Source organism: Sphingomonas sp. 179-A 2A2 NHS (assembly GCF_045371305.1).
In the GTDB taxonomy this organism is placed as follows: Bacteria; Pseudomonadota; Alphaproteobacteria; order Sphingomonadales; family Sphingomonadaceae; genus Sphingomonas.
In genome coordinates this window covers 539,288-565,341 of the sequence record NZ_JBIQDE010000003.1, presented here as the reverse complement: position 1 = coordinate 565,341, position 26,054 = coordinate 539,288, and the positions used below count along the sequence as shown (strand labels likewise).

General features: G+C 65.3%; 21 protein-coding genes, 1 tRNA gene and 1 pseudogene. 13 read left to right on the top strand and 10 right to left on the bottom strand.

Going from position 1 to position 26,054, the window contains the following annotated elements:
• The first annotated feature begins 42 nt into the window (after positions 1-42).
• On the top strand, positions 43-807 hold the full coding sequence (locus ACH0AE_RS09065) for an SDR family oxidoreductase (protein WP_294442087.1): 765 nt from the start codon (positions 43-45) through the stop codon (positions 805-807).
• A gap of 10 nt (positions 808-817) precedes the next feature.
• On the opposite strand, the gene ACH0AE_RS09060 is transcribed toward ACH0AE_RS09065, so the two are convergent.
• From ACH0AE_RS09060 to dapB, 3 genes are read right to left on the bottom strand one after another with little or no spacing between them, the layout of a single operon-like run.
• Positions 818-1,243 (bottom strand): DUF1801 domain-containing protein, encoded by a 426-nt coding sequence (locus ACH0AE_RS09060; protein ID WP_294442088.1) that lies wholly within the window; start codon positions 1,241-1,243, stop codon positions 818-820.
• Complete coding sequence (nth, locus tag ACH0AE_RS09055) at positions 1,243-1,890, bottom strand: endonuclease III (protein WP_294442089.1); 648 nt, start codon at positions 1,888-1,890, stop codon at positions 1,243-1,245. Before nth ends, ACH0AE_RS09060 begins: the two co-directional genes overlap by 1 nt.
• Positions 1,887-2,615 carry a 4-hydroxy-tetrahydrodipicolinate reductase gene (dapB, locus tag ACH0AE_RS09050; protein WP_294442090.1) on the bottom strand — a complete coding sequence of 243 codons (729 nt, stop codon included), beginning with the start codon at positions 2,613-2,615 and terminating at the stop codon, positions 1,887-1,889. The genes nth and dapB overlap by 4 nt, the downstream gene beginning before the upstream one ends.
• 114 nt (positions 2,616-2,729) lie before the next feature.
• Here dapB and ACH0AE_RS09045 point away from each other — a divergent pair.
• Together ACH0AE_RS09045 and ACH0AE_RS09040 are read left to right on the top strand one after the other, a co-directional pair.
• Positions 2,730-2,843: pseudogene (locus ACH0AE_RS09045) on the top strand (NAD-dependent protein deacylase); the annotation flags it as partial.
• 389 nt (positions 2,844-3,232) lie between these two features.
• Entirely contained in the window at positions 3,233-3,970 is a 738-nt protein-coding gene (locus tag ACH0AE_RS09040) for an NAD-dependent deacylase (protein WP_294442091.1), read from the top strand.
• Between the two features lie 18 nt (positions 3,971-3,988).
• Here the strand turns inward: ACH0AE_RS09040 and era are convergent, their stop codons facing one another.
• From era to lepB, 3 genes are all read right to left on the bottom strand, one after another.
• Positions 3,989-4,879, bottom strand: coding sequence for a GTPase Era (gene era / locus ACH0AE_RS09035; RefSeq protein WP_294442092.1), 891 nt, complete (start codon positions 4,877-4,879; stop codon positions 3,989-3,991).
• Positions 4,880-4,953: 74 nt separating this feature from the next.
• Positions 4,954-5,646, bottom strand: a complete 693-nt coding sequence (gene rnc / locus ACH0AE_RS09030) for a ribonuclease III (RefSeq protein WP_294442093.1) — start codon at positions 5,644-5,646, stop codon at positions 4,954-4,956.
• Positions 5,639-6,490 (bottom strand): signal peptidase I, encoded by an 852-nt coding sequence (lepB, locus tag ACH0AE_RS09025; protein WP_294442103.1) that lies wholly within the window; start codon positions 6,488-6,490, stop codon positions 5,639-5,641. Before lepB ends, rnc begins: the two co-directional genes overlap by 8 nt.
• A 152-nt stretch (positions 6,491-6,642) precedes the next feature.
• On the opposite strand from lepB, the gene pgi reads away from it, so the two are divergent.
• From pgi to ACH0AE_RS09010, 3 genes are all read left to right on the top strand, one after another.
• Positions 6,643-8,136, top strand: coding sequence for a glucose-6-phosphate isomerase (pgi, locus tag ACH0AE_RS09020; RefSeq protein ID WP_294442094.1), 1,494 nt, complete (start codon positions 6,643-6,645; stop codon positions 8,134-8,136).
• Positions 8,137-8,302: 166 nt separating this feature from the next.
• A complete protein-coding gene (gorA, locus tag ACH0AE_RS09015; protein ID WP_294442095.1) occupies positions 8,303-9,652 on the top strand; it encodes a glutathione-disulfide reductase in 1,350 nt (449 codons plus the stop codon).
• Positions 9,653-9,746: 94 nt separating this feature from the next.
• Positions 9,747-10,274 carry a hypothetical protein gene (locus ACH0AE_RS09010; RefSeq protein ID WP_294442096.1) on the top strand — a complete coding sequence of 176 codons (528 nt, stop codon included), beginning with the start codon at positions 9,747-9,749 and terminating at the stop codon, positions 10,272-10,274.
• 13 nt (positions 10,275-10,287) lie between these two features.
• Here ACH0AE_RS09010 and ACH0AE_RS09005 read toward each other — a convergent pair whose 3' ends face one another.
• The 3 genes from ACH0AE_RS09005 to ACH0AE_RS08995 all read right to left on the bottom strand — a co-directional run bounded on the left by ACH0AE_RS09005 (position 10,288) and on the right by ACH0AE_RS08995 (position 12,054).
• Positions 10,288-10,743 (bottom strand): vgr related protein, encoded by a 456-nt coding sequence (locus tag ACH0AE_RS09005; RefSeq protein ID WP_294442097.1) that lies wholly within the window; start codon positions 10,741-10,743, stop codon positions 10,288-10,290.
• A gap of 54 nt (positions 10,744-10,797) precedes the next feature.
• Entirely contained in the window at positions 10,798-11,517 is a 720-nt protein-coding gene (locus tag ACH0AE_RS09000) for a hypothetical protein (protein WP_294442098.1), read from the bottom strand.
• Positions 11,518-11,601: 84 nt separating this feature from the next.
• A complete protein-coding gene (locus ACH0AE_RS08995; RefSeq protein ID WP_294442099.1) occupies positions 11,602-12,054 on the bottom strand; it encodes a copper chaperone PCu(A)C in 453 nt (150 codons plus the stop codon).
• A gap of 202 nt (positions 12,055-12,256) precedes the next feature.
• Here ACH0AE_RS08995 and dnaK point away from each other — a divergent pair, with 202 nt between their 5' ends.
• From dnaK to ACH0AE_RS08970, 5 genes are all read left to right on the top strand, one after another.
• On the top strand, positions 12,257-14,164 hold the full coding sequence (gene dnaK / locus ACH0AE_RS08990; RefSeq protein ID WP_406875663.1) for a molecular chaperone DnaK: 1,908 nt from the start codon (positions 12,257-12,259) through the stop codon (positions 14,162-14,164).
• Positions 14,165-14,235: 71 nt separating this feature from the next.
• On the top strand, positions 14,236-15,357 hold the full coding sequence (dnaJ, locus tag ACH0AE_RS08985) for a molecular chaperone DnaJ (RefSeq protein ID WP_294444755.1): 1,122 nt from the start codon (positions 14,236-14,238) through the stop codon (positions 15,355-15,357).
• 31 nt (positions 15,358-15,388) lie between these two features.
• Positions 15,389-15,760 carry a hypothetical protein gene (locus tag ACH0AE_RS08980; protein ID WP_294444754.1) on the top strand — a complete coding sequence of 124 codons (372 nt, stop codon included), beginning with the start codon at positions 15,389-15,391 and terminating at the stop codon, positions 15,758-15,760.
• 80 nt (positions 15,761-15,840) lie between these two features.
• Positions 15,841-15,917: transfer RNA gene (locus tag ACH0AE_RS08975), tRNA-Arg, on the top strand.
• A 354-nt stretch (positions 15,918-16,271) separates the two neighbouring features.
• Positions 16,272-19,418 carry a TonB-dependent receptor domain-containing protein gene (locus ACH0AE_RS08970; protein ID WP_294444753.1) on the top strand — a complete coding sequence of 1,049 codons (3,147 nt, stop codon included), beginning with the start codon at positions 16,272-16,274 and terminating at the stop codon, positions 19,416-19,418.
• Positions 19,419-19,628: 210 nt separating this feature from the next.
• Here the strand turns inward: ACH0AE_RS08970 and ACH0AE_RS08965 are convergent, their stop codons facing one another.
• Positions 19,629-20,690, bottom strand: coding sequence for a LacI family DNA-binding transcriptional regulator (locus tag ACH0AE_RS08965; RefSeq protein ID WP_294444757.1), 1,062 nt, complete (start codon positions 20,688-20,690; stop codon positions 19,629-19,631).
• Positions 20,691-20,883: 193 nt separating this feature from the next.
• On the opposite strand from ACH0AE_RS08965, the gene ACH0AE_RS08960 reads away from it, so the two are divergent.
• Together ACH0AE_RS08960 and ACH0AE_RS08955 are read left to right on the top strand one after the other, a co-directional pair.
• Entirely contained in the window at positions 20,884-23,367 is a 2,484-nt protein-coding gene (locus ACH0AE_RS08960; RefSeq protein ID WP_406875662.1) for a glycoside hydrolase family 3 protein, read from the top strand.
• Positions 23,368-23,414: 47 nt separating this feature from the next.
• On the top strand, positions 23,415-26,054 hold the full coding sequence (locus ACH0AE_RS08955; RefSeq protein WP_294444750.1) for a TonB-dependent receptor: 2,640 nt from the start codon (positions 23,415-23,417) through the stop codon (positions 26,052-26,054).

The following is a 26,054-nucleotide window of genomic DNA, read 5'->3' as shown; positions in this document are numbered from 1 at the left end:
AGAGGCTCCGCCACCCGCCTGCGCCATATCGGGAGAGGATAGATGAGCAGGGCGATTTTCATCACCGGCGGTGCCTCCGGCATCGGCCTCGCCGCCGCGCGCCGCTTCGCACGCGAGGGCTGGAGCGTCGGCGTCGGCGACATCGACGAGGCGGGCATGCGCCGCGTGGAGCAGGAGCTTGGCGCCTTCACCACCCGCCTCGACGTGCGGGATCGCGCGGAATGGGCAGCGGCGCTGGATGCCTTTGCCAAGCACGCCGGCAAGATCGACGTGCTGCTGAACAACGCCGGCATCGCTCGTTACGGCATGTTCGAGGAAGTGACGCCCGAGGAATCCGATCTTCAGGTGGACATCAACGTGAAGGGCGTGATCAACGGCGCGTACGCTGTGCTCGAACATCTGAAGAAGACCCGCGGGCGGCTGGTGAATGTCGCTTCCGTTGCAGGGATCGTCGGCTCCCCTGGACTGGCGGTCTATTCGGCGACGAAGCACGCGGTGCGCGGTCTTTCCGAGGCACTGGATGCGGAGTTCACGCGGCATGGCGTCGACGTCACCTGCGTGATGCCGTTCTTCGTCGAAACACCGATCCTCGATGCCGGATCGCAGGGCAGCAATCGCACCATTCGTGACGCGATCGGCAAGTCCCCGGTCTATACCGTCGACGAGGCCGCCAACGTCGTCTGGCAAGCGACACACGGCAGCGATCGGGAATATATCGTCGGCAAGGCCGGGCGGCAGGCCAATTTCGCGCGCCGCTTCATGCCGGGCCGGCTGCGCAAGCGGATGAAGGCAGCGTTCGCGATCTGACGCGGCCGGATCAGGTGCCGGGCATCCATCCCGGCATCGCTGCCGACTGCGTCACCCAAGCGGTGAACTGCGCCTTGTCGATCTGCTCGCCCTCGAACACGTGCAGATAGCGCGTGTTGGGGTCCTTGGAGCCGACCGGCGGCTCTGGATCGAGTGCCGCGCCGCGGAAGAAGGCGATCTTCACGTACTTCGTGGTGCAGTTGAACCCAAGGAAGAAGCCTTGGCCGGCCAAGCCATAGAGCGGCGTGTTCCACTTCACCGCCTTGGCGACCGTGGGCAGTGCCGCGACGACCAGTGCGTCGATCTTCTCACCCACCGCCCGCTTCCACCCAGGCATAGCGGCGATATAGGCTTGCACCGGCGCATCGCCTTCGGCCTTCGCGATCTGCGGGTTGCCGCCGGTCAACAGCACTGGCCGGCGCAGATCCTCGGTCATCATCCGGCTCCCGGCGGGGGTATCTTCGGCTTGAACGCGCACAGGTCAACCACAGGGCAGCGCCAGCACTCGGGCTTGCGGGCCTTGCAGATGTAGCGGCCGTGCAGGATCAGCCAGTGGTGCGCGTGAAGGCGGAACGGCTGCGGCACCGTCTTTTCCAGCTTCAGCTCCACGGCGAGCGGCGTCTTGCCCTTCGCCAGCCCGGTGCGATTGCACACCCGGAACAGGTGCGTGTCGACCGCGAAGGTCTCTGCGCCGAACGCGACGTTCATCACAACATTGGCGGTCTTGCGCCCGACGCCGGGCAGCTTCTCCAGCGCGTCGCGGTCGCCCGGCACCTCGCCGCCATGCTCGTCGATCAGTGCCTGGCTCAACGCGATCACGTTCTTGGCCTTGCTGTTGAACAGGCCGATCGTCTTGATGTGCTCCTTCAGGCCCTCTTCGCCCAGTGCGACCATCTGCGCCGGCGTCGTCACCTCCGCGAACAGGCGGCGCGTCGCCTTGTTGACGCCGGCGTCGGTCGCTTGGGCGGACAGCACCACCGCCACCAGCAATTGATAGGTGTTGCCCGATTCCAGTTCCGTCTCGGGATGCGGATTGGCTTCGGCGAGGCGTCTGAAGAATTCGAAGGCGTCCGCCTTCTTCAAAGCCCCAGCACCTCCGCCATGGCGTAGCGGCCGGCGGGCTTGTCAGCCAGCCACAGCGCCGCCTTCACGGCGCCGCGCGCGAAGATCGATCGATCCTCGCCGCGATGGCCAAGCTCGATCCGTTCGCCTTCACCGGCGAAGACGACCATGTGATCGCCAACCACCGTGCCGCCGCGAAGCGAGGCGAAGCCGATCGTACCCTCGGTCCGTGCGCCGACTAGGCCGGCCCTGCTATCGACCCGGTCGAAGCCGAGTTCGGTCCCGCGCCCCGCCGCTGCGGCTTCGCCGAGCAGCAGCGCGGTGCCGGACGGGGCGTCCACCTTATGCCGGTGATGCATCTCCAGGATCTCGATATCCCATTCGGGGCCGAGCCGTTGCGCCGCCTCGCGGACCAGGATGCTGAGCAGGGTGACGCCGAGCGAGGTGTTGCCGGTCTGGAGCACCGCCACCGATTGCGCCGCCCGGTCGATCATCGCGTGGTGCGTGGCGTTCAGCCCCGTCGTCCCGACGACGATTGGCGTGCCGGCTGCAACCGCGGCGGCCAGATGATCCTCCAGCCCGCCCGGGGTGGAGAAATCCACCAGCACGTCCGCATCATGCGCCAGCGTCGCGGGATCCTCGTCTGCGTCGATGCCGCCAGCGACCCGCGCGCCTTCATCCTCGGCGATGATGGCGATGGCGCGCCCCATCCGTCCCGCGCTTCCGTAGATGCCGATCGCGGTCATGCCCGTCCTTCAATGTCGTTCGCGCGATCCGATACGCGGGCAGGGCGGGTCCGTCGAGGGGGGCGTGCGCAGCTTCGCATCGCATCCGGCGCAATGCTGCCTTATGCCCGGCGCATGACAGCCATTCGCAACATCGTGATCCTGACCGGCGCAGGCATTTCCGCCGAAAGCGGCCTCGCCACGTTTCGCGGCCCCGGCGGCCTGTGGGAAGGGTACCGGGTCGAGGAGGAGTGGCCTTCCGACAATCGATTATAGGACGGCTCTCCCTAATGGTCAGCGTCCGTGAACGAAGAAGTTCACCAGCCATCTAACTCCCCACCAGACGCCGATAAGCAATAGTGCCAACAACGGTAGAGCGAAGTAGAGTGCAGTGTTGTCAGGCTCGCACGGGCGAGGCCTCCCTTCGCATCCGCCTCCCGATTGTAGAACCATGACCAATGCAGGGAAGCCGACAACAAATAGGGTGATGGTAGCGGCGAAGAAGCCCGCAAGCCCGCCACCGCTTGGCGGCCATATTTTACGACGAGCACGCATGGATGCAGATTGGTGGTTCCGCCGTTCGTCGTCAACACGCGACTGAACTGGTGGATGCAAAGGTTGAGCGCTACTCTCTTGATATGTCAGCCATCAGAAGCATCGTGATCCTGACCGGCGCGGGCATCTCCGCCGAGTCCGGCGTGCCGACGTTCCGCACCAAAGGCGGCACAACCTACTGGGAAATCTACGAAGACGACCTTGTTCCGAAATATCACCGTGTCGAGGATGTATGCACGCCCGAGGCGCTCGCAGCCGATCCCGCGCTCGTCCATCGCTTCTACGATCTGCGGCGCGCAGCGCTCGACACGGTGGAGCCGAACGCCGCGCATCGCGCGCTGGCCCGCCTCGACGCCGAATGGCCGGGCGAGCTGCTGATCGTCACGCAGAACGTCGATGATCTTCACGAGCGGGCCGGCGCGCGCCGCATGATCCACATGCATGGCGAGCTTCGGTCGGCGCTTTGCGCGGCGTGCGGTGAGCGCGCGGCATGGGCCGGCCCGCTGCCGCCCGGCACCGAATGCGCCGCTTGCCATGCGCCGGCGATGCGGCCGGACATCGTCTTCTTCGGCGAAATGCCGTACCAGATGGACGGGATCGATCGCGCCATCGCGGCGTGTGACCTCTTTGTGTCGATCGGAACGTCAGGCGCGGTCTATCCTGCCGCGGGCTTCGTCCAGACCGCCCGATATTATGCCGCGCAGACGCTGGAGCTGAACCTCGAGCGATCGGGCGGGAGCGGGTGGTTCAACGAAAGCCGCCTGGGGCCGGCGACCGAGCTGGTGCCCGCCTTCGTCGAGGAGATGCTGCGGGACGTGTGATCGGCCCCGCAGCCCGCCTCAATCCACCCAGTCGAGCCCGATGTCGCGATAGACGCCGCGGTCCTCGTCCCAGCCCGGCTTCACCTTGACGTGAAGGTAGAGGTGGACGGGCCGGTCGAGCAGGACCGCAAGCTCGGCCCGCGCGCGGGCGCCGATTTCCTTGATCCGCGCGCCACCCTTGCCCAGCACGATCGCGCGCTGCGTCGGCCGCTCGACCAGGATCTGCTGGTGGATCTCCGCCGCGCCGTCCGGCCGGTCGGTGAACTTCTCGGTCTCCACCGTCGCCGCGTACGGCAGCTCGGCGTGAAGCTGGAGATACAGCTGCTCGCGCGTGACCTCGGCGGCGAGCATCCGCTCGCTGGCATCCGACACCTGATCCTCGGGGAAGTGCCACGGCCCCTCCGGCATCGCCTCGGCGAGCGCCCGCTTCAACTCCGGCAGGCCGTCTCCGGTCGACGCGCTGATGAAGAACGTCGCCTCGAACGGCACGAGCGCGTTCAGCTTCTCGGCATGGACCAGCAGCTTGGGCTTGTCGGCAAGATCCACCTTGTTGAGGATCAGGAACTTGCGTTCCGGCCGATCCACGATCCGCTCGGCAATGTCGGTCACCTTCGGGCCGAGGCCGCCTTTTGCGTCGACGACCAGCGCCAGCACGTCCGCCCCTTCGGTGCCGCCCCAGGCCGCGGCAACCATGGCGCGGTCCAGCCGGCGCCTGGGATCGAAGATGCCCGGCGTATCGACGAGTAACAGCTGCGTGTCGCCTTCCATCGCCACGCCGAGCAGGCGGGTGCGCGTCGTCTGCGCCTTGGGGCTGACGATCGCCACCTTCTGCCCGACCAGCGCGTTGACGAGAGTGGACTTGCCGGCGTTTGGCGCGCCGAGCACGGCGACGAGGCCGCAACGGGTCATTGGAACTCCTTGTTCTGCCGGCGCGAGTTTACCGCCGGTCGGATGCAGCGTCGAGTGATCGTCCTGCTTGGGCCTCAGCCGCGCCCGCGCTTCTTCGGCGCGGGGACGTTCACCTGGGCGAGCAGCGTCTTCGCCGCCGCCGTCTCCGCTTCCTGCTTGCTTCCGCCTTCCGCGGTCGCTTCGGCCAGCTTCGGGATGCTCGCCTTCACCGTGAAGCGCGGCGCATGGCCGGGGCCGGAGCGATCCACCACTTCATAGGCCGGCGGCTTGCGGTTGTTGGCCGCGGCCCATTCCTGCAACGCGGACTTGGGATGCTGCGGCGCGGCCGACCCGGCATGCAGGCGATCCTTCCACAGCCGGCGGACGACCCCGCGCGCCTTGTCGAGCCCGGCCTCGCGATAGAGCACGCCCAGCAGCGCCTCCATCACGTCGCCAAGAATATTGTCACTGTCCGATGCGCCGTCGTCGCGCGCCTGCTTGCCGAGCCTGAGATGCGCCGGCACGCCGATCGCGCGGGCGACATCCGCGCACACCGCGCCGGTGACGAGCGCATTCAGCCGTTTCGACAGCGCGCCTTCCGGCTCATCCGGAAAGGTGTCGAACAGCCATTCCGCCATCGACAGGCCAAGCACGCGATCGCCCAGGAACTCCAGCCGCTCATAATGGGTGTCGCCCCGGCTGGCGTGGGTCAGGGCGCGCTCCCAGTCGGCGATATCGGCAGGCACATGGTCGAACGTGCGTTCGATCCAGCTCGCAAGATCACTCAAAGCCGCGCCCCAGCCGGTCCCAGCGAGTTGCGGTGAACCACGTCCACGGCAGCAGCCAGTTGGCGGAGCCGTTGGTGGACCAGAAGATCACCAGCGCCTTGCCCTGCACGCGCTCGAGCGGGATGAACCCCATGCCTTGCGGCTGCCCCGGCAGCGCCTCGTCCGCGGATGGGAAGCGGCTGTCCGCCGAATCGTCACGGTTGTCGCCCATCAAGAAGACGTTGCCTGCCGGTACGGTATAGACCGGCGTATCGTCGGCGTCGGGGATGTAGCGCTGGTCCAGCACCTCATAGGTGCGGCCGCTCGGCAGCGTCTCGCGGTAACGCGGGATGTTGCAGGTCGCGCCGCTATCAGGCGCCGGGCGAACGAACTGCGCGCCGCAATCCTGCTCCCCGAAATTGGGGGAGAGCGGCAGGACGAAGTCGGCAATGCGCTGCTTCGGGATCGGCTGGCCGTTCAGGATCACCTGGCCCCCGCGCATCTGGATCGTATCGCCCGGGCGGCCGATGACGCGCTTGATGACGTCATGATCGTCGGGTTCCTTGGAACGAAAGACCACGACGTCCCCACGCTCCGGCGTGCTGCCGAACAGGCGGCCCGGGATCGGCGGGAAGCCGAACGGCATCGACCAGCGCGAATAGCCGTAGCTCCACTTGGAGATGAACAGATAGTCGCCGATCAGCAGCCGCGGCAGCATCGATTCCGAGGGGATCGAGAAGGGCGCCAGAACGAAGCTTCGGAAAATCCAGACGACCAGCGCCAGCTTCAGCAGGAAACGCATCGTCTCGCGCGTTTCGGACTTCTTTGGCGGCGGCGCGGACGCGGCTTTGTCGAGATCGGCCATGCGCCGGGGCGTCGCCGAAGCCGCGCGGCGCGTCAAGCGGAACGACATCGCGGCTGTGCCGTTCGCGCAGTGCTTGTCCGGCCGGCGCCTTCGTTGTTTAGGTGTAACGATGATAGCGCGCCACCAGGCCGACGCCCAATGGAGATAGACGCATGGCCGATTGGTCCACGATCGAGGCATTGCCGCAGAAGCGGCTGGAGCAGCTGTTCGCCGACGACCCGGAACGCCTGTCGCGCTTCTCGCTCGACGTGGCGGGCATCCACTTCGATCTGTCGAAGACGCACCTGACGACCGAAGCGGTGACTGCGTTCGAGGCACTGGCGCGGGCGCAGGACCTGGCCGGCAAGCGCGAAGCAATGTTCTCCGGCGCGCACGTCAACACCACCGAGGATCGCCCGGTCGAGCACACCGCCGAACGCGGCGAGGGCAATGCCGAAAGCGTCGCGCGGGCGGCGGAATACCACGCAAGGATGCGGATGCTGATCGACGCGATCGAGGCGGACGCGCTTGGCCCGGTGCGGCACGTGCTGCATGTCGGCATCGGCGGCTCGGCGCTCGGCCCGAACCTCTTGGTCGATGCGCTTGGCCGGGACAGCGAACGCTATGACGTCGCGATCGTCTCGAACGTCGATGGCATGGCGCTGGAAGATGTGTTCGACCGGTTCGATCCGGCCGCCACGCTGCTCGTCGTCGCGTCGAAGACGTTCACCACCACCGAGACGATGATGAACGCCGAAAGCGTCATCGCCTGGATGCAGGAACATGGCGTCGAGGATCCCTATGGCCGCGTGATTGCGGTGACCGCGTCCCCGGACAAGGCGGTGGAATGGGGCGTCGACGAAACGCGCGTCCTGCCCTTCTCGGAAGGAGTGGGCGGGCGCTATTCGCTGTGGTCGTCGATCGGCTTCCCCGCGGCGATGAAGCTCGGCTGGGAGCAGTTCGCCGAGCTATTGGAAGGCGCGGCCGAGATGGACCGGCACTTCCGCCTGACGGCGCTGCACGAAAACGCGCCTGCGCTCGCCGCCTTCGCCGACCTTTATTACACGCAGGTCCGCGGATGCGAGACGCGTGCACCCTTTGCCTATGACGAGCGTCTGCGGCTCCTGCCCAGCTACCTCCAGCAGCTGGAGATGGAATCGAACGGCAAGGGCGTGACGGCTGATGGGCAGCCGGTCGGCCGCCCGACCGCGCCGATCACCTGGGGCGGGGTGGGCACCGATGCCCAGCACGCCGTGTTCCAGCTGCTCCACCAGGGCACGCACCTCGTGCCGGTCGAGTTCCTGGCGGTGATCGAGCCTGGCGACACGTTGCCCGAGGAGCATCATCGGCAGCTGCTGCTCAACGCCTTCGCGCAAGGCGCGGCCCTGATGAAGGGGCGCGCCAACCCCGATGATCCGGCGCGTGCCTATCCGGGCGACCGGCCGTCCTCCACGATCCTGCTCGACGTGCTCGATGCGCGCACGCTCGGCGCGCTGATCGCCTTCTACGAGCATCGCGTCTTCGTGAACGGCGTGCTCCTGGGCATCAATTCGTTCGACCAGTTCGGCGTCGAGCTGGGCAAGGAAATGGCCAAGTCCGCCGCGAAGGGCGGCGGGGATTTCGATCCGTCGACCGAGGATCTCATCCGCCGCGCCGGCCTCGCCTGAGGCGCCAGCGTTCAGTGTCGGGGGCGGTCGGCGAGTGCGGCCGCCCCATCCTGTTGCTCCCGATCGATCGCGGCACGATATGCCTGCTTCACTGTGATCGGGATTTCGATCCTTCCGTCCGTCACCTCGGGCTCGTATCCGCGCTCGACGCAAGTGGAGTGAACTGATGCCCGAATTCGATTACGACCTCTTCACCATCGGCGCCGGATCCGGCGGCACGCGCGCATCGCGCGTCGCGGCGGCGCATGGCGCGCGCGTTGCGGTGGCAGAGGAATATCGCGTCGGCGGCACGTGCGTGATCCGCGGCTGCGTGCCCAAGAAGCTTCTGGTGTACGGCGCGCACTTCGCGGAGGATCTGAAGGACGCGCAGCGCTTCGGCTGGCAGGTGCCGTCGGATTGCGCGTTCGACTGGAAGACGCTGCAGAAGAACGTCATGGCCGAGGTGGACCGGATCAACGGCGCCTATACCACGACGCTCGAATCCAATGGCGCGGAGATCATCCACCAGCGTGCCACCATCACGGGGCCGAACGAGCTGACCCTGGCGGACGGCACGAAAAAGACGGCCAAGACGATCCTCGTCGCCACCGGTGCACGCCCGATGGTGCCGCAGTTCCCCGGTTGCGAGCATGGCATCACGTCGAACGAGGTGTTCCACCTCGAACGCATCCCGAAGCGCGTGCTGATCGCTGGCGCCGGCTATATCGCCAACGAGTTCGCCGGCATCTTCCACCAGCTCGGTGCCCACGTCATCGTGATGAACCGCACCAAGGAGATCCTGCGCGGTTACGACCTGCAGATCCGCGACCGGCTGTTGCAGATCAGCATGATGAAGGGGCTGGAGTTCCGCTTCGACGCGACGTTCGAGAAGATCGAGAAGCGCGAGGACGGCTGCCTCGAAGTGCACATGACCGGTCACGATCCGGCGATCGTCGATTGCGTGATGTACGCCACCGGCCGCGTACCGAACACCGAAGGGCTGGGGCTGGAGAACGTCGGCATCGAAGTGGACGCCAAGGGCGCCGTACCGGTGGACGACGACAATCGCACGCCGTGCCCGTCGATCTACGCCGTCGGTGACGTCACGAACCGCATCCAGCTGACCCCGGTGGCGATCCGCGAGGGGCAGGCCTTTGCCGACAACCTCTTCGGCAAGGGCGGCGCGAAGGTCGATTACGATTGCGTGCCTGCCGCCTGCTTCAGCCATCCGCCGATCGCCGGTGTCGGGATGACGGAGAGCGAGGCGCGGCAGAAGCTGGGTTCCGTGCGGATTTATTCGTCGGACTTCCGCCCGATGAAGAACGTGCTCGCCGGGCGCGACGAGCGCGCGCTCTACAAGATGGTGTGCGACGCCGAGACGGACCGCGTCGTCGGTATCCACATGATCGGCCCTGACTGCCCCGAGATCATCCAGGCCGCGGCCGTGTGTGTGAAGGCTGGGCTGACCAAGGCGCAGTTCGACGCGACCGTGGCGCTCCATCCGACGATGGCGGAGGAGCTTGTCCTGCTGAAGTAAGCAGGCGCGGGAACTCGCGCTTTTCATTTGCTGCCGACGTGCATGCGGCATAGCCTCCCCTAAAACGATCGCTTTAGATCGTTGGGAGAGGATCATGTCGCAGCACGAAGGCGCGCCGCAGATGACGCTTGGCGCGGGGCTTGCCGTCTGGATCACGGCAATGGTGGCGATCGCCGGCTTTGCCGCCCTCGGCTATTTCCTGAAACTCGCGCCGCTCTACGCAGGCTTCCTGTTCGTCTGGTACTGGACATCCTCGCACGAGGGGTCGTTCACGGTCATGCCATCGACGATCCTCGGGGCTGTTGGCGGCGTCGCGACGGCGGGGCTGCTGCAATATGCGACTGTGCATTGGGGCGGGGGCGGGGCGCTCGCCGTGCTTGTCCTCATCGCGATCACGCTCCTGGTTCAGATCATGAACTGGCTGCCGATGGTGATCAATCCGGCCTATATGCTGTTCCTGACCGTTACGACTGCGCCATTGCTGCAGGCGAACGAGAGCTTCGCCGCCGTGGTGGCCGCGATCCTCGCGGGCGCTGCTTATTTTGGATTGCTGCTGTTCGTCGCCAGCCGGTTCCGCGGCGGCGCGGCGGGCGCTTCGGCGGCGGCAGCACCGAACGCCTGACACTTCCAATCAATCAGCGGAACGTCGCCAGCAGCCCCTCATATTGGCTGAGCGGCGGGGCGCCCAGGATTGTCGCGCCCTCGCGAAGCAGGAAGGCATGGCGCACGATCTCCGCCTGCTGCTCGATACCGTAGCGTTTCAGCGGCCAGCCCGGGACGAAGCTGTAATGGTATCGGCAGAAAGGATGCCGGGCGAGCGGCAGGAAGACGCCGCGCTGATGCTGCCAGACGTGACACATCTCGTGCAGGAACAGCCCCTGAAGACCGAGGTGGGTTTGGCTGAAGTCCTCGCGCCAATTGTCGTCATGCGGATGGAAATGGATGTGCCCGCGCGGCGCCATGACGATGTTGCGCGTCTGCAGCGGCCACCAGCGTCGGCGGCGGATCTCGACCCGGTCGAGATCGATTGAATCACGGTAGATCGAGCGGGCGAGTGCCTTTTCGCCGGCAGTAAGGCCCCTGGCTGTCATGCACGCAACGTAGGCGATCGGGCGCCGCGTTACAGCAGGTGACCGGTTCGTTGGTCAGGCAGCCGGGCGGTACAGCACCCAATCGGTGCTCGCCTCGATCACCTGCCAGTCCCCGTCTTCCTTGAATGCCTCGCGGTGGCGCGGATTGACGTAGGCGATGAACACCGGCGCGTTCGCGGCATGGCTCTTCAGCCGGGCCAGAACCTCGCGCAGGATCACCGGTCCGAAGCTGTTGTAGATATAGGCGAACAGCGGCCCGGCCGGGGGCACGTAGCTGCCGGCATCACCCAGCACCATCTCGCACCGGCGCGGCGCGCCGCCAGCGGCCAGGAAGCGGTCGGCATTGGCCTCCGCCACTTCGTGAAGCTCCGGCGCGAATTCCACGCCGATCGCGCGGGCGAAGCCCGTGGCGGCAGCGATCATGACGACGCGCCCCTTGCCGGAGCCGTAATCGACGAAAGAGAAGTCCGCAGGCGTGATGCCGCTGACGGCGATCGCCTGATGCAGCGCGGCGCCGTTGCTCGCCTGATAGCCGAACCCGAGCAGTGCGCGATCACGCGCCACGTTCAGCGCGGAAAGGTTCATCGTCCCGCCCGTGTCGGTGCCCCAGCGGCGATCGAAGGCAAGGTCCAGTCGCCGCGCGCGCGCAGCAGCAGGGCTGAAGCGTCGCGCGCCGTGCCGCAGCGTCTTGAACGTCAGCGACACGATCTCGCGCGGATTACGTCCTTCGAAGCGGCGGGCCAGACTGCTGGCAAGAGAGGAGATGTTGGCCATCCCTTTCTCATGCCGCCAAGAAGTTACGGACAGATGAGCGGGATGATGCGCTTTATTGCCCGCTCGATCCGCCGCCGCGCGGTTTTACTTCTTCTGGCTTGGCGCAGGATCCCCGGCCGCGATCACGCGGGCGTTCTGCTGGATGCGCGTTGCATCCGCGAAGGTGAAGGTGAGGGTGATCGACCCGCCCGGCTTCACGATCGGGTTGAGGTCAAACAGCATGATATGCTTGCCGCCCGGCTGGAACTTCACCTGCTGCAGGGCAGGGATCGGCACCTGCTGCACCGCGTCCATGGTCATGCCGCCGCCGGCCGCCGCCTTGGTCTCGTGCATTTCCGTGCGGACCGCGACGTCGGTGGTGACGCTGACCAGCGTGGTATCCGTCGGCCCGCCGTGGATCGTGAAATAGCCGGCCGCCGGACGCCCCTCGACCGCTGCCAGCCGCACCCAGGCATCGCTGATGTAAAGCTGCTTTTCCGGTGCGCAGGCACTCAGGGCAACGGTTGCGGTAACGAGCGCGGCGGCGGCGCGGAACATGTTCATCTCCCGATCGAAAAGGTCCCGCCGTGGCTACGCGAGCCGGTTCGGCGCGGCAACCCGAGGGCGTCCGGCGCCAGGCCATTGAGGTGCCTTGCGGCAAGGGAACCGCCACCTATATCGCGCTTCGTCAACGCTGTTCCGTCGCCGTAACGGGGCGGGGCGGCACGTATTTGTTCAAGCAGGGGCTGGAAGAGCACTCATGGCAAAAGTTATCGGGATCGATCTCGGGACCACCAACAGCTGCGTGGCAGTGATGGAGGGCGGCAAGCCCAAGGTGATCGAGAACTCGGAAGGCGCGCGCACGACGCCGTCGATCGTCGCCTTCGCCAAGGATGGCGAGCGACTGGTGGGGCAGCCGGCGAAGCGCCAGGCCGTCACCAATGGTGACAACACCATCTTCGCGGTGAAGCGCCTGATCGGTCGCCGTTTCGATGATCCGGTGACCAAGAAGGACACCGAGCTGGTCCCCTACCACATCGTGAAGGGCGCCAATGGTGACGCCTGGGTGCAGGCCGGTGGCAAGGACTATAGCCCGTCGCAGATCAGCGCTTTCACGCTGCAGAAGATGAAGGAAACTGCCGAGAGCTATCTCGGCGAGACCGTCACGCAGGCCGTGATCACGGTGCCGGCATATTTCAACGACGCGCAGCGCCAGGCGACCAAGGACGCCGGCCAGATCGCGGGCTTGGAAGTGCTGCGCATCATCAACGAGCCGACCGCGGCGGCGCTGGCCTATGGCCTCGAGAAGCAGGACGGCAAGACGATCGCGGTCTATGACCTTGGCGGCGGCACGTTCGACGTCTCGATCCTGGAGATCGGCGACGGCGTGTTCGAGGTGAAGTCGACCAACGGCGACACCTTCCTCGGCGGCGAGGACTTCGACAACAAGCTGGTCGATTTCCTGGCGGAGAGCTTCAAGAAGGATGAGGGCATCGACCTCACCAAGGACAAGCTCGCGCTGCAGCGCCTGAAGGAAGCTGCCGAGAAGGCGAAGATCGAGCTTTCGTCGGCCGCCTCGACCGAAGTGAATCTGCCGTTCATCACGGCCGACCAGAACGGCCCGAAGCACCTCGTCAAGACGATCAGCCGCGCGGACCTCGAGCGTCTCGTCGACAGCCTGATCCAGCGCACGATCGAGCCGATGAAGAAGGCGCTCGCCGACGCCGGCCTGAAGGCCAGCGACATTTCGGAAGTGGTGCTGGTCGGCGGCATGACCCGCATGCCCAAGGTGCGCGAAGCGGTGAAGAACTTCTTCGGCAAGGATCCGCACACCGGCGTGAACCCGGACGAAGTCGTCGCCATGGGCGCGGCGATCCAGGCCGGCGTGCTGCAGGGCGACGTGAAGGACGTGCTGCTGCTCGACGTGACCCCGCTGTCGCTGGGCATCGAGACGCTGGGCGGCGTGTTCACCCGCATGATCGATCGCAACACCACGATCCCGACCAAGAAGTCGCAGACCTATTCGACTGCCGATGACAATCAGCAGGCGGTGACGATTCGCGTTTTCCAGGGTGAGCGTGAGATGGCGGCCGACAACAAGCTGCTCGGCCAGTTCGACCTCGTCGGCATCCCGCCGGCGCCGCGCGGCGTGCCGCAGATCGAGGTGACGTTCGACATCGACGCCAACGGCATCGTCAACGTCTCCGCGAAGGACAAGGGCACCGGCAAGGAGCAGCAGATCCGCATCCAGGCATCGGGCGGCCTGTCCGACGCTGACATCGAGAAGATGGTGCAGGAAGCCGAGCAGTTCGCCGAGGAGGACAAGAAGCGCAAGGCAGGCGCCGAGGCGAAGAACAACGCCGAGAGCCTGATCCACACCACCGAGCGCCAGCTGGCCGACAACGGCGACAAGGTGGACGAGGCACTGAAGGGCGAGATCCAGTCCGCGATCGATGCCGCCAAGGCAGCGGTCGAGGGCGGTGACGTCGATCAGATGAACGAGAAGAGCCAGGCGCTCGCGCAGGTCGCGATGAAGCTCGGCCAGGCGATCTACGAGAAGCAGCAGCAGGCGGAAGCGTCGCCGGCTGCCGACGCCGGTGCGGCGCCGAAGGACGATGACGTGGTCGACGCCGAATTCTCGGAAGTCGACGACAACCAGAAGGCGTAAGCAATGTCGCCCGCCCGTTATGCCGAGTATTTAGGCGTGACGGGCGGGCTGTTGCTGCGCGGGGGCGTTGAATGACAGAAGTCGATTTCTACGAATTGCTTGAGGTCGATCGTTCGGCCGATGCGGGGACGATCAAGTCCGCTTACCGCAAGCTTGCAATGAAGTATCACCCGGACAAGAACGCCGGGTGCAAGGATTCCGAGGCGAAGTTCAAGGCGGTCAGCGAGGCCTATGACTGCCTGAAGGACCCGCAGAAGCGCGCAGCCTATGATCGCTACGGCCATGCCGCATTCCGCAACGGCGGCGGTGGCGGCGGGCAGGGCCATGCGGATTTCTCCGGCTTCTCCGACATCTTCGAAAGCGTGTTCGGCGAATTCATGGGCGGCCGCGGCGGCGGGCGTCAGCAGGTGCGCCGCGGCGCTGACCTGCGCTACGACATGGAGATCACGCTGGAGGAGGCCTATCACGGCAAATCCGCGGAGATCACGATCGACGTAACGGCGGCGTGCGAGACGTGCGACGGTTCGGGCGCCCGTGCCGGCAGCCATCCGCACACCTGCAATACCTGCGCCGGCCACGGCAAGGTGCGCGCCCAGCAGGGCTTCTTCGTCGTCGAGCGTGCTTGCCCGGTCTGCAACGGCTCGGGCCAGGTGATCGACGATCCGTGTCCCGATTGCCGCGGAGATGGCCGCGTCGAGCGCACCAAGACGCTGAGCGTCGAAATCCCACCTGGCGTCGACGAGGGCACCCGCGTCCGCATGACGGGCGAGGGCGAGGCGGGCGCGCGCGGCGCACCGTCGGGCGATCTCTACATCTTCCTGCATGTGAAGCGGCACGGCCTGTTCGAACGCGAAGGCACCACCTTGTTCGCGCGCGCGCCGATCAGCTTCACCACCGCTGCGCTTGGCGGTTCTCTGACCATCCCGGGCCTCGACGGTCGCAACCATGAGCTGCGCATTCCCGCTGGCATCCAGTCGGGTCGCCAGCTGCGCCAGCGCGGGGCCGGCATGCCGGTGCTGCAGGGCCGGGGCTTCGGTGATCTCGTCGTGCAGATCGAGGTAGAGACGCCGACGAAGCTCACCACGCGCCAGCGCGCGCTGCTCGAGGAATTCCGTGAAACCGAAACGGGCGAGGAATGTCCTGAAAGCCAGGGCTTCTTCTCGCGGCTGAAGGCGGCGTTCGCGGGGGATTGAACCGGGGGGCGGATCAGCGGAGTATCATCGGATGCGATATCTGTTTCCTCTCGCGATCGCCCTCGCTGCAGTAGCGGCCCCAGGCGGCGCGCGTGACCGCAACGCCGTTCCCGCCGCCACCCCGGCGGGGAAGCCGCAGAACTGCATCCCGCTGCGCAGCATCCGCGAAAGCCTGGTGCGCAACGATCGGGTCATCGACTTCCGCATGGCCGACAACAAATATTATCGCGTTACGCTCGATCAGCCGTGCCCGCAGCTCGGCTTTGAGCGCCGCTTCAGCTATGCAACTTCGCTCAGCCAGCTGTGCGCGCAGGACATCATCACCGTCCTCTACGCCTCCCCGCCGATGCGCGGCGCCAGCTGCGGCCTGTCGCAGTTCCAGCCGGTCACCATCGCAAAGTGATCGTGCGGGGCTGATGCGCACCGCTCACTGCCGAAACGGCTAGCGTCCGCCGCAAACGCCTGCTAGGCGCTCACTCCCACGCACCCGTAGCTCAGCTGGATAGAGCGCTGCCCTCCGAAGGCAGAGGCCACAGGTTCGAATCCTGTCGGGTGCGCCAAAGCTTCATCGCGGATCAATAACGTAGGCGCATCGTTTCCGTGCGTGCCCTGCGTAACGGTCATGGCCGTCCAACGAATGACACTAGGTTGGCCGCGCGACTCCACTCTTGTTCATCTCTATCATCAATTTCGTCTGATGCGAGGCTTGCCCCCGCGCAGCGATGGCTCTCGCCGTGCGAGGGGTGATGCATACCTAATTGAGGAGGAACGATTTTTATAACGTTATGTCACAAGTTTGCAACGCACCTGTCCAAAAGTGGACGGTGCTGGCGGAAAGCAGTTGGCAGGCCCGAACGAAAGCTGTCTCTCGGATCAAAGGGGCATGACAGCCCTGTCATTTCCGAGGGGGGAATATGAGAATACACACACTTCTTTGCGCGACGGCGCTCGTCAGCAGCGCGGCATTCGCGCCTGCTGCCATGGCGCAGGACACGCCGGCAGAAGACGCGCGCCCGCTGGTTTCCAGTGAGGCGACCCCGTCTGCTACCAGCACCGACGACGGCGGTGAGATCACCATCACCGGATCGCGCATCCGCCGCGCCGGCTATGACAGCCTGGAGCCGGCGACGGTCGTTTCCGACCAGTATCTCGCCGCTCGCGGCCTGACGAACGTTGCAGACGCGCTGAACGAGATTCCGGGCTTCGGCGTCGGCGTCACTCCGGAAGGCGGCCAGTCGTCGTTCGGTGTCGGTCAGAACTTCGTCAATCGCTTCGGTCTTGGCAGTGCGCGCACGCTGACGCTGGTCAACGGCCGCCGCTTCGTCTCGACCAACGCCGCCAGCATCTTTGGCAATACGCCGGGCCTCCAGGTCGACCTCAACGTCATCCCGGCGCAGCTCGTCGATCGGATCGAGAACATCGCCATCGGCGGCGCGCCGACCTATGGCTCGGACGCGATTGCGGGTACCGTCAACGTCATCCTGAAGCGCGACTTCGAGGGCCTGAGCCTCTGGGGCACCAGCGGTGTCACCGAGCGCGGTGACAATGGCCGCTACAACCTCTCCGCGATGGCCGGCCACAATTACGCCGACGGCCGCGGCAACATCACCATCGCGGCGAGCTACGACAAGGCCAATGGTGTTCTGGGCAGCGCCCGTAACCGGTTCCGCGAAGGCATCGCGACGGGCACGAACCCGCTGGCGGGCTCGGCCTCGGCGCTGATCCCGGGCCGCACGCCGGAGAACGACGGCCGCGTCAATCCGGGCGTGCCGTTCAACACCGGCAATGCCGATGGCATTCCGAACAGCATCTACATCCGCAATGCGCGCATCTTCTCGCTCACCGCGGGCGGCCTGCTGCTGCCGTCGACGGGTGCGACGACGATCGCGAACGGCCTGCCGCGCGGTTTCGGTGCGGACAACACGCTGCTGCAGTTCGACCAGTCGGGCAACCTGGTGCCGTTCAACCCGGGCATCCCGTTCGGCGCGCAGAACGCCAGCGGTGGTGACGGCTTCAACCTTGTCGGCGAGACGAACCAGCTCACCTCCGATCTGGAGCGTATCACCGGCAACGTGATGGCGCGGTACGAGGTGTTCGACAACGTCAGCGCGTTCTTCGAGGGCACCTATTATTTTGCCAAGGGCCGCGAGATGATCGACCAGTCGATCTATAACGCGACGCTGTTCGGCGCCTTGTCCGCGCCGCTCACCTTCCAGGCGAACGATCCGCGGCTGACGCAACAGGCGCGCCAGCAGCTCGCCGGGCTTGGCGTGACGAGCTTCCGCCTGTCGCGCGCGTCGCGTGATCTGGTGAGCAATAACGCGAGCTCCGAGACGAACGTCTATCGCGGCGTGGCCGGCATCGAGGGCAGCTTCGACGCGGCAGGGCGCCGCTTCAACTTCGAAGCAACCGCCAATTATGGCCGTTCGAGCAGCTACTTCTTCGGGAACGCACTCAACCAGCAGCGGTTCGTGAACGCGATCAACGTCACCACCAATGCGGCAGGCCAGATCGTCTGCGATCCGAACCCCGCGATCAACGTTGCGCCGGGCACCATTCGTCCGATCGCCGACGCGGCGTGCGTGCCGCTCGACGTGTTCGGCGAGAATCGCCCGAGCGCGGCAGCACGCGCCTACGTGACCGGCACGACCTCCGCGCATTCGGTTCTCGAGCAGCAGGTCTACACCGCGAACCTCGGCTCTTCCGAGCTGGTGCGTCTGTGGTCCGGCCCGGTCGGCTTCAACGTCGGTTTCGAACATCGCGCAGAATATGCGTCGTTCCGGCCTGATGATTTCCAGCGTGAAGGCCTTGGTCGTTCGGTGCCGATCGGTGGTACGACGGGCTCGTTCAAGACGAACGAGGCCTTTGGCGAGATCCTGATCCCGCTGGTTGCGCCGGAGAACAACGTTCCGCTGATCCAATCGCTCGATATCGAGGGTAAGGCGCGCTACGTCGACAACACGGTGAACGGTGGCTTCTGGTCGTACACCTACGGTGGCCGCTGGCGGCCGATCCAGGACGTTGAGTTCCGCGGCAACTACACGCGCTCGCTGCGTGCGCCGTCGGTGGTCGAGCTGTTCACCCCGGTCTCGCCGGCGTTCAACACCTTCCCGGATCCGTGCGATTCGCGGAACATTGCCAGCGGCGTCGCGCCCGACATTCGCCAGCGTAACTGCGCGGCGTTCTACCAGGCCTATGGTCTGAACGGGTCGACGTTCCAGTCACAGGCGGCTGTGGCGACGGTGCCGGTCACCAGCGGCGGCAACACCGACCTCGCAAACGAGCAGGGCCGTTCCTACACGTTCGGCATGGTGCTCCGCCCGCGCTTCATCCCGCGCTTCCGTGCGGCGGTGGACTGGAACCGCATCCGCATCACCGGCAACATCGCGTCGCTGACCAATGCGAACATCGCAGAGGGTTGCTACGACAATCCCGACTTCGATGTGAACGATGTCGACAACGCCAACTCGTTCTGCTCGCTGATCACGCGCGACCGCAGCAGCGATCCGGCGCGTAACGGCCAGCTCAGCATCGATCCGGCGCGTCCGGGCCTGCGGACCAACTTCGTCAATGGCGCCTTCATCGAGATGAAGGGCCTGACGGCGGAGATGGAGTATAACTTCCCGCTCAGCGGCATTGGTCTGCCGGACGGGCGCATCGATCTGTCGGGTAACCTGTTCTACCTTGATCGGCTGCGTAGTTCGAACAATGGTGTGACGGTGGTCGAATCGGCGGGCCAGATCGGCAACCCGAAGTACACGGCTCAGGGGAACATCGGGTTCACCTATCAGGACTTCGGCCTCGATTTCCAGACGAACTACCAGAGCTCGGCGAAGCTGAACAATCTGAACACCGTGGAATCGCTCGATATCCTGAAGGTGCCGGATTACTGGACGTTCAACCTGACCGCGTCGGTGCGCGTGCAGGAGGGGTCGCTGCTTCGGTTCGTCGTGACGAACCTGACGGACAAGGATGCACCGTTCCCGCTGACGGGTAACGCCTTCGGCATCTATGACTTCCTCGGACGGCGTTTCACGGTGTCGTTCCAGCACCGCTTCTGATCAGCGATCGATTGATCTGATCAAACTGGGGGTCGCCTTCGGGCGGCCCCTTTTTCGTACGTGCAATCGTGATCGAGCGAAAGTCGCGGTACGCAGGCGCGCATTAGCGTGCACCGAACCGCCATCGCTGCGCACAGGCGACCAAAACAACCCCACCGCCTGGCCATCGCAAGCCCGAAAACTACCGAAAAATACCGGCTCTCCCGCGGTTCAGAGTGACCGGACTCGGGTCGTAGATCCAACGCCGGGCGCCTCCGCCGTCGAGCTCCGCACGATCAGGCGGTGCGGCAGGCAGACGGCAGGTTCGACGGGCGTCTTGTTGATGAGCGAGAGGAGCGCGCCCGTTGCCACATGCGCCATATCGTAGGTCGGCTGGTGGATCGTCGTCAGCTGCGGCCAGATGACACGCGAGATCAGGCTGTCATCGAAACCGGCGATCGAGACATTGCCGGGAATATCCAGCCCGTATTCCTTCGCCGCGACGCACACACCGGCAGCCATGTCGTCATTGGCTGCGAACACTGCCGTTGGCCGAGCCCGGTTGGCGAACAAGCGCCGGCCCGCGGCAAGGCCGGATTCGAAGGTATAGAAGCCTTGCTCGAGCAACTGCTCGTCAAATGGGACCGCCGCATTCGACAGCGCCTTGTGAAACCCATCGAGGCGCTGGCTGTTCGACGGGTGGTTCGGGTCGCCCTGAACGAACGCGATGCGGCGGTGGCCAAGCTCCAATAGATGCTCGGTCATCGTCCTGGCCGCCGCCACGTCGTCGATGCCCACACCTGGGGACGCGTCCAGCGCGGTCGTCGGCGCGATGCGAACGAAGGGCATGCGCGCCTCGATCAGCTCCTTCACCGTCTGCGGATCGTCTCCGAGCGGCGGGGCGAGCACCACGCCCTCCAAGGCGGAAGCCCGCGCCAACTGAAGCAGCTTGCCGGACATCGCCTTGGCGCTCTGGCAAGGAAACAGCAGCAGCCGAAACCGCTCCCCCTCCAGTCGATCGAGCGAGCCGGTCTGAAGGTCCACGACATAATTGGGGCTGGGGTTCTCGTAGAACAGCCCGATCAGGAAGGAGCGGCCACGCACCAAGCTGCGTGCGGCGATGTTCGGGTGATAATCCAGCTCGGCTGCAGCCTGCAGGACCCGCGTGCGTGTCGCAGGGCGGACGAAGGGCTCGTCGTTGAAGACCCGCGACACCGTCTTGATTGATGTGCCCGAACGTTCGGCAACATCAGTGATGGTGGCGCGCCCGCGTAAGTTGCCGTCTGCTTCCATCGCCACCTGAAACTCTGCGCCTGCCCCAACGGACGATGCATTGTTGCAATGCACCAAGCAAGTCGCCCCTGCCGCGCGGGCTCTACCTTCGACGCTCGGATTTGACAACGCTGCCAATCTGTCTAGACAGCGCTGTCAAAATCGCTGTTGCAGGTTTTTAGTGGGGGTGGATGTGGTGAAGGGCTTGGCTCGAATGGGGTGCATTCTGCTTGCTTCCGCGGCAGCGGGGGCGGTGGTCCAAGCCCAAACAACGCCGGCGCCGATTTCATCCCCGGCGACCGTCCAACCGGAAAGCTGGCCGAAGCCAGCGGCGCCTGCGACCCGCGACGCAAATGTCGAGCGCACGGTCGAAGATCTACTCCGCCGCATGTCGCTGGAGCAGAAGGTCGGCCAGATCGTGCAGGCCGACATCGCCAGCGTGACGCCCGAAGACGTCTATCGCTATCATCTCGGTTCGGTTCTGAACGGCGGCAATTCGAAGCCGGGGACGGGGCATCACGTCACCGCGCCGGCATGGATCGCCGCTGCGGACGCTTTCTACGAGGCGTCGATGCGGCCCAGCGGAAAGTTGCCGCGCATCCCGGTGATCTGGGGCTCGGATGCCGTCCACGGACACAACAATGTGGTCGGCGCGACGCTATTTCCGCACAACATCGGCCTTGGTGCCACGCGCAATCCGGAGCTGATGCGGCGCATCGGCGAAGTGACGGCGAAGGAAATGCGGGTCACCGGCCTTGACTGGACGTTCGCGCCGACGCTCGCGGTGGTGCGCGATGATCGTTGGGGCCGCACCTACGAGGGCTTCGGTGAAGATCCGGAGATCGCCACATCTTATGCCCGCCCCCTGATCGAGGGACTGCAGGGGAAGGTTGGCGACGCTGACTGGCTGCGTGGTGGGCACATCATCGCCACGGCCAAGCACTTCCTCGGGGATGGCGGCACCGCCGGCGGCAAGGATCAGGGCGACACCCGGACGGACGAGGCGACGCTTCGTCGTCTGTTCGCCGCGCCTTATGTGCCGGCAATCGAGGCGGGCGTGCAGTCGATCATGGTCAGCTTTTCGAGCTGGAACGGCGCCAAGATGCACGGCAATCCTGCGCTGCTGCGCGGCGTGATCAAGGATCGCTGGGGGTTCGACGGGTTCCTGGTCGGTGACTGGAACGGGCACGGCCAGGTCGAAGGCTGCACGCCCGACAATTGCCTCCGCACCTTCACGGCTGGGCTCGACATGGCGATGGCGCCGGACAGCTGGAAGGGTCTGTGGGAGAACACGCTGGCACAGGCGAAGGACGGGCGCCTACCGCAGACCGTGCTTGACGATGCGGTGCGCCGCATCCTGCGCGTGAAGGTTCGCGCCGGGCTGATGGACGCTGGCAAGCCCTCGTCTCGCCCTTATGCAGGCAAGTATGATCTGCTCGGCAACCCGGCACACCGTGCGGTTGCGCGAGAGGCGGTGCGCCAGTCGCTCGTCCTCCTCAAGAACGCCGGCAGCGTTCTGCCGCTGAAGCCGGGCGCGCGCATCCTACTGGCCGGCGACGGTGCCGACAACATGACCAAGCAGACCGGCGGCTGGACGCTGACGTGGCAAGGCACCGGCACCAGCCGGAGGGACTTCCCCAATGCGCAAACCATCGCGGAAGGCATGCGTGAGGTGGCCAAGGGCGTGGGCGCCACGGTCGACCTCTCCACCGACGGTCGCTTCACGCAAAAGCCCGACGTTGCCGTCGTGGTGTTCGGCGAGGATCCCTATGCCGAGTTCCAGGGGGACCGCGCGGATGTCGCATTCGACGACGCGCACGACAATCTGGCGCTGCTGAAACGGCTCAAGGCCGCAGGCGTGCCGACCGTGTCGGTATTCCTCTCCGGGCGCGCCATGTGGGTGAACCCGTACCTCAATGCATCTGACGCATTCGTCGCCGCCTGGCTGCCCGGCAGCGAGGGCGGGGGCGTCGCCGATGTGCTGTTCGGCAAGGCGGATTTCCGCGGCAAGCTGCCGTACAGCTGGCCGCGCACGTCGGACCAGACGGCCGTCAATGTCGGCGACGCTGATTATAATCCGCTCTTCCCCTACGGTTTCGGCCTGACGCTGAAGGATCGTGGCGACCTCGCGCCGCTTCCGGAGCAGCGTTCCTCACAGGCGAGCGGCGATCGCAATGTGTTGTTCGATGGCGGGCGTCCGGGCGCTGGCCGCCGCCTGCTGATCGGCGCGCCAGGCGAATTGTCGCCCAACCCGGGACCGACGCTGATCACAGCGCGCGGTGCCGACCGCCGGGCGCAGGAAGACAGCGTCCGCCTGACGTGGACCGGCCGCGGCAAGGCGATGGCAGCCATCGTCGACGCGACGCCGCAGGATCTCACTCGCGAGACGAACGGGGCGCTTGCCGTTCGCGTCGAGCTCAAGGTGGATGGCGCGCCAAGCCGCCCGGTCACCATGGGTGTCGCATGTGGAGAGAAGTGCGCGGGGGAGGTGCCGGTGACGGCGCAACTCCGCGAGGCCAAACCTGGTGAGTGGACGAGCATCGTTGTTCCGTTGTCCTGCTTCGCACGAGCGGGGACGGACATGCGCAACGTGACTGCGCCTCTGTCGCTCACGACTGACGGTGCTCTCGACCTGACGATTTCCAGCGCACGACTGGTGCAGGCGGACGGCGGAAGCACTGCCTGTCCGGCGGCGTGACGCTCAACAATAAGAAGCAAAAACAACAAACGTTCCAGGGGGCTATCATGAACAAGAGCAAGTATCTGCCGCTGACCGCAATCCTGCTGGCCGGCACCGCGCTGCCGGCGTGGGCGCAGGCGATCGAAACGCCGCAGCAGGACCAGACGACCAGCGCCGACGCCGGCGTGCAGCAGGATGGCGACGGCGAGATCGTCGTAACCGCGAACCGCCGCGAACAGAACCTGCAGGATGTGTCGGGCGTCGTTCAGGCGTTCACGTCTGATGATCTGCGCCGCAGCGGCATCACCGAGCTGCGCAACCTGTCGGTCGCCGTGCCCGGCCTCAACATCGCGAACCAGGAAGGCAACGTCGAGATTTTCATCCGCGGCGTCGGCTCGTCGAACAATACCGAGCTGGGCGATCCCGGTGCCGCGCCGCACGTCAACGGCTCGTATATCCCGCGTCCGCGCGGCCTTGGCCTCATGTTCTACGATCTCGAGCGGGTCGAGGTGAACAAGGGCCCGCAGGGCACGCTCTACGGCCGCAACGCGCTGGCCGGCACGCTGAATATCATCACCGCCAAGCCGACGTTCGATCGCGTTACCGGCTATGCACAGGCCGAATATGGCAATCGCGACAGCTATGCCGCGGAGGGCGCGATCAACGTGCCGCTGGGCGAGAATTTCGCCGCGCGCATCGCCGGATATTATGTGAACAAGGATTACGGCTTCAAGAACGCCTCGCCGGATCCGCAGGCCAGCCGCCTGAAGCCCGCCGGTCTCGAGGAAAACTACGCCGGCCGCCTGTCGCTGCGTTGGGAGCCGACGGATCGGCTCTCCTTCTCGTTGATCGGTGACTACGGCAAGGAAACCGGCACCGGCTATCCGGGCGCCAACATCTTTGCTGCGGTCCAGGCGACTGGGCTGCGCGCGGAGCAACTTGATCTGCGCCGCGTCGTCTATCGCGGCCAGCAAGGCGACATGGAAAACGAGCTTTGGGGCGTCCAGGGCAAGATCGGCTACAGCTTCGACACCTTCTCGATCGAGGCGACCGGCAGCTATCGCTCGGTCGACTTCTTCCAGGTCAATGCCAGCAGCGAAAGCATCGCCTGGAACGGGCGCGATTACGCGCAGACCCAGTTCGATAACTTCTCGAACAATTTCTGGGAAACGCGGTCGCAGAGCCAGGTCTATGAGCTGCGCGCGAGCGCCGACTCCAGCCAGGCGCTGCGCTGGAACGTCGGCGGCTTCTACTTTAAGGAGAAGCAGCAGGTCGGCTATATGGCCGTCGCTGATCGCGGTTACTGCTGCTACTCCGGCACCGAATTCACGATGCCGGACGTGGATGGCGAAAGCTTCGCCTTCTTCGCCGACGGCACGTACGACGTCACCGATCGACTGCGCATCATCGGCGGCATCCGCTATACCGACGAGAAGAAGTCCCGCTACGGCATCGGCGGCAACTGGGCGCTGACGCTGGGCGGTGCCAACGATGCTTGCTGCGTCGGCACGCGCCTTGGCACCGAGGGCTTCCGCCCTGCGCTGCTCGACCGGCCGAACTTCAATGTCTCCGGCCTCACCACGCCGCAGCAGTTCGCGCAGTTCCTGATAGAGGGCATCAAGACGCCGGGCGCACGCGATACTCTGATCCAGCAGATCGGCTCGATCGCCAATGGCACCAACCCGAATGGCACCTGCTTTACCCGCCCGGACATCGATAACGGCTTCGTCACCTGCCCGACGGGAACGAACGGCGGCTTTAGCTACGCCAATCTGACGATTCCGGGGCAGCAATTCGGTTCGGCCAAGTTCAACTTCGTCGATTACCGCGCTGGTATCGAGTTCGACCTGACCAAGGACAACATGCTTTATGGCAAGGTGTCGACCGGTCATAAGTCGGGCGGGTTTAACGACACGTTCGAAAGCTCGCCAATCCCGGAAGCATTCCGCCCCGAAAATCTCACCGTGTTTGAAGTTGGCTCGCGTAACAGCTTCACCGCTTTTGGTCGCCGCGCGTACCTGAACCTGACCGGTTTCTATTATGATTATCAGGACCAGGTGTTCCAGGATCTGACCTGCATCAACCTGGATCAGACGCAGACCCCGCCGGTGTGCAACGGCTATTCGCTGGTCAACCGCAACATCGGTGCCTCGCGCATCTATGGTGCGGAGGCAGAAGCGCGCTTCCAGTTCCCGGGCAACTTCGCGCTAGATACGAATATCGCCTACCTCGACACGAAGATCACGCGTGGCATGGTAGCGGATTCTCGCGGCCAGGATTTTGATCAGGGTGGCGCGTCGCCGCTCATCGACCTGACGGGTAACCGCCTGCCGCTCGCGTCGAAGTTCAACATCAGCGCGAAACTGTCGCAGTGGTTCAACGTGGGGGCCGGCCGCCTCGATTGGCAGGCGCTGCTGAACTACCGGTCGGCCTTCTACCTGTCGCAGTTCAACGAAAATGACATCGTCTTCCTCGACGGCTCGCGCCTGACTGCGCTGCAGGCGGGCTTCCCGGACCGCCAGGAAGGCTACGCGACGCTGAACCTCGGTATCGGCTATACGATCGGCAACTACCGCGTGGAGGCTTGGGCGACCAACTTCACTGACCAGCAGGCCTCGACCAAGGCGCTTGTCGGCTCGGCGCTTAACATCCGCTTCCTGAACGACGCGCAGAGCTACGGCATCCGCGCTCGCGTCAACTTCTAA